At 71.4% G+C, this 3,832-nt stretch carries 5 protein-coding genes and 1 pseudogene; 5 read left to right on the plus strand and 1 reads right to left on the minus strand.

The features are described 5' to 3' along the window. The 3 genes and pseudogenes from FNH08_RS46630 to FNH08_RS46635 all read left to right on the plus strand — a co-directional run. Window positions 1–295, plus strand: a pseudogene (locus FNH08_RS46630) (helix-turn-helix domain-containing protein); the annotation flags it as partial. A gap of 44 nt (window positions 296–339) precedes the next feature. Then, window positions 340–516, plus strand: a complete 177-nt coding sequence (locus FNH08_RS51315; RefSeq protein ID WP_194238857.1) for a hypothetical protein — start codon at window positions 340–342, stop codon at window positions 514–516. Between the two features lie 260 nt (window positions 517–776). Then, on the plus strand, window positions 777–1,205 hold the full coding sequence (locus tag FNH08_RS46635) for a hypothetical protein (protein WP_228034795.1): 429 nt from the start codon (window positions 777–779) through the stop codon (window positions 1,203–1,205). A gap of 43 nt (window positions 1,206–1,248) precedes the next feature. Here the strand turns inward: FNH08_RS46635 and FNH08_RS54280 are convergent, their stop codons facing one another. Continuing rightward, window positions 1,249–1,608, minus strand: coding sequence for a L,D-transpeptidase family protein (locus FNH08_RS54280; protein WP_407704590.1), 360 nt, complete (start codon window positions 1,606–1,608; stop codon window positions 1,249–1,251). Between the two features lie 754 nt (window positions 1,609–2,362). Here FNH08_RS54280 and FNH08_RS46645 point away from each other — a divergent pair. Next, complete coding sequence (locus FNH08_RS46645; RefSeq protein WP_322726546.1) at window positions 2,363–3,136, plus strand: IclR family transcriptional regulator; 774 nt, start codon at window positions 2,363–2,365, stop codon at window positions 3,134–3,136. Beyond that, window positions 3,133–3,832 (plus strand): SMP-30/gluconolactonase/LRE family protein (locus FNH08_RS46650; protein ID WP_152777855.1); only part of this gene is annotated, 700 nt, incomplete at its 3' end. The genes FNH08_RS46645 and FNH08_RS46650, both read left to right, overlap by 4 nt.

The raw sequence follows: 3,832 nt of genomic DNA on the forward strand, positions 1-3,832 counted from the left end.
CGGAAGCGGCGGGGGAGAGCCCGAGGCGTCCGACAGTCTGCGGACGTTCGGGGCGGTGGTACAGGCGCTGCGGGAGCACGCGGGCTTCGGGCGGGAGGAGTTCGGGTCGCTGGTGCGGTACTCCAAGTACACCGTCGCCTCGGTCGAGTTGGGGCGGAGAATGCCCGACCCCGCCTTCGTGGAGCGGGCCGACGAACTCCTGGGCGGTACCGGCGCGCTGCTGAAGTCGGCGCCGTATCTCTCGCGGCAGCCGGGGATCGCGGCCTGGTTCCGGCAGTGGGCCAGGCTGGAGGCGGGGGAGTCACGGCTTCCGAGAGCCGGATCACCGTGGAGCGCGTCGTGGAATCGGTCGCCCTCGACGCTGCGACGTACCGGATCAAGAAGCACATCTTCCGGTTCGCCTTCCTCGTCCCCTACGGCGGTCAGAACATCCGTTACGCCCAGGACGTCACGGAGTCGACCAAGGGGACCTTCACGGGAACCATCACGTTGCCCGCGAGGGTGACGCGGTCGTGAAGGCGCGGATCCACGGGCGGGACGCCGAGTCCGGAGAGGACTGGGTCGATGACCTCGTCTCCCTCACCGGTTGGTCGTCCCAGCGCCGGAAGGTGGCCTCGAGCGATCACGGCTGCTCCTTGAGGTGTCGCGCTCTGCGACGTTGAGACCTTCGTGTGAGAAAGGTGTGACGTTTGCGTTCGGCGGTGCGCTTGGTCGAGGGGAGAGCGGACAACCGCTTGCACACAGCGACCTAGGGGGCGGGGGACATGCCCGGAGACATGCCTGGAGCAAGGGCGCAGCAGCCGACCGCACGCGTGATGCGGCAGCACGCCGACCGGTTCGTCACACGGGTGACCGCGAGGAACCGGCTGCCGCTGGACTACTCGGTCGCCAGCCTGCGGGTCGTCGACTTCCTTGTCGACGGTCTGCGCAAGGGCAAGGCGGACCGGGAGCGGGTCGCCGGAACGCTGTTCGGGCTCGGGGCGTACGTCGGTGAGGTGCTGGTGCGCCGGGCCGGGGCGGTCTGGGTGGACTTCGACGCCGAGCAGCGGACGTACTTTGGGCAGCCCGTCGGGGTGCGGATGCCGGACGGGCGGGTGTGGAATCCGCTCGGCAAGGTGGTGAATCGTTTCGAGGCCGGGCGCGAGGAGTCGCTGCAGACCTTCTATCTGCTGCTGCACGGGAGGGCCCGGCAGGAAGCCTCGTGAGGCCCGGCCCCGCCCGGCCCCCGTCTCGGCCCCGGCCATGGCCTCAGCCAATCGCGATCCTCGGGTGTGCGGACGGCCTGATCCACCCCATGATCCGGTCCATGGTCGCCCGGGGAACCGAGACACAGCCCGCGGTGGCGCCGCTCCCGTTGACGTGGAGGAAGATGCCCGCTCCCCGGCCGGGGGTGGCGGGCCGGCGGTTGAAGTTGATGACGAGCGCCTTGGCGTACTGCGTGGGGTAGTTGACGAGGTGCTCACTGCCGCGGTCGCCGGCCTCCGTGAGCGGGAAGTCCGCGCCGGCCTCCCCGTGCATCTGGTTGTAGAACTTCGACTCGGGATCCTCCACCCACCAGTCGTCCTGGGTAACCACGTGGTACGGCATCGCGGTGCCACCGGACTCCACGCCGAACCCCTCGGTGATCGTGTAGGTACCCCTGGGATCACCTGGGTGGCGTCGCCCACCTGCACCGGCACGGGGAAGTCCGGGGCGGCGGGCGCCGGAGCGGCGGTCGCGTCACCGGAACCGGAGCCCGAGCCGGCCTTCGAACCGCTCCCGGACCCGCTCGTGCCCTTCGGGAGGCGTGACGCCGAAGCGGAGGCGGAAGCAGAGGCGGACGGCGAGCCGGACCCGGAGGGGCTCGCGGGCGCCGAGCCGGAGGCGCTCGGGGATGCGGAAGCAGCGGACCCCGAGGAGCCCGTGCCGGGCGTGCGGGACAGCCCGACCGTGTCCGAAGCCGAGTCGTTGCCGTCGTCCTGCCCGCCACAGGCGGACGTCACCGCCAGGACGCCGACGACGGCAGTGGTGACCAGGACCTGCCGGGGGAAGAACGGCACGCTGTGCTCCTCGCTGAGAAACCGGGAAACGGGGCCGCGATCCGCGCGGCGGCACAACGGCATGGCCGCACGGCGAACAGCACCGGCAGCCACGAGACGTCGTGCGGAGAATCCGAGGCGCGTTCTGGTCACCCGGCGGAAGTGGCGTCAAGCAGCCCGGCAATTGGCGCAAAAGGGAAGGTCGGTCGCGTTGCCCGCCCGCAACCCAGGCGTCACCGGACCATTGCCCGGTCGGGCCCTTGTGGCTAGCCTGTGTTCGTCATGCCGATCGACTGTTGAAATCTCGAACGCAGTCACCAAAGACGCAAGGGAGGGGGCCGGTCGTGGGACGCCTCGTACCCGCCGTGACCAGGGCTCTCGACATACTGGAGCTCTTCCTGGACGGGGACGGCACGCTGTCCGCCCCCGACATCGTGCGCAAGCTGCAGCTGCCGCGCACCACCGTGCACGAGCTGGTCACCACGCTCGCCGCCCGGTCGTACATCGTCCCGGTACCGGGACAACCGGGACGTTACCGGCTCGGTGTGCGTCCGTACCAGCTCGGGAGCCGTTACGCCGAGCAGCTCGATCTCGCCGCCGAGGGCCAGCAGGTCGCCCGGACCGTCGCCGAGACCTGCGACGAGACGGTGCACGTGGCGATCCTGGAGGGCACGGACGTCATCTACATCGCCAAGGTCGACTCCACGCACGCCGTCCGCATGGTGTCCGCCGCCGGGCGCCGGCTGCCCGCGCACTGCACCTCGGTCGGCAAGATGCTCCTCGCCTCCCTCCCCGAGCACGAGCTCACCGCCCGCATCCCCGACGACGCGGACCTGGTCCGGATGACGCCGAACAGCATCACCGACCCGGCCGCCCTGCGCGAGACCCTGACCGAGATCCGCCGGCGCGGCATCGCGGTGGAGAGCCGCGAGTCCAACCCGGACGTGTCCTGCGTGGCCGCCCCGGTCCGCGACCGCACCGGCAGGGTGGTCGCCGCGCTCTCCATCTCCGTGCCCATGATCCGCTGGAGCGACGAGCGCCGGGCCGAGCTGGAGGAGCTCGTCGCCAAGGGCGCGGCGGAGCTGTCGGAGAACCTCGGACACCGGAGCGTGGCATGACGACGCCCACGGGCTACGAGATCGCGGTACGGGAGCACGCGACCCTCGGCGAGGGCCCCACCTGGGACACCGCCGCCCAGCGGCTGATCTGGATCGACATCCTCGGTTCCCGCGTCCACACCTACGACCCCGTTTCCGGCCGCCGCACGGTCACTGTCACCGAACAGCACGTGGGCGCCGCGAAGCCGCGCGAGGGCGGCGGGCTGGTGCTCAACCTCCGCGACGGCGTCGGCCTGCGCGACGCCGACGGCGGCTTCCGCTGGCTGCACCACGAGCCGGTCCCGGGCCGCCGCGCCAACGACGCGGCCGTGGCACCCGACGGTTCCCTCTGGGCGGGCACCATGCGCTACGACGAGGCCCCCGGCGGCGGCACCCTGTCCCACCTCACCGCCGACGGCACGGTCAGCACGGTCCTCGACGACGTCGCCGTCAGCAACGGCATCGGCTGGAGCCCGGACGGCCGCCTGATGTACTACATCGACTCCCCGACCCGCCGCGTCGACGTCTTCGACGTGGGCGAGGGCCGGCAGATCTCCAACCGTCGCCCGCTGACGGTCATCGAGGAAGGCGCGGGCTTCCCCGACGGCCTCACGGTCGACGCCGACGGCTGCGTCTGGGTCGCCCTCTGGGACGGCGGAGCGGTCCGCCGCTACACCCCCGACGGCACCCTCGACCGCGTCGTCCCCCTCCCCGTCC

Origin of the sequence: Streptomyces spongiae (assembly GCF_009377185.1) — a bacterium.
GTDB classification, from domain to species: domain Bacteria; phylum Actinomycetota; class Actinomycetes; order Streptomycetales; family Streptomycetaceae; genus Streptomyces; species Streptomyces spongiae.

Coding starts and splice junctions, on each gene's coding strand:
- FNH08_RS46635 (WP_228034795.1), top strand. CDS start 777: ATGCCTGGAGCAAGGGCGCAGCAGCCGACCGCACGCGTGATGCGGCAG.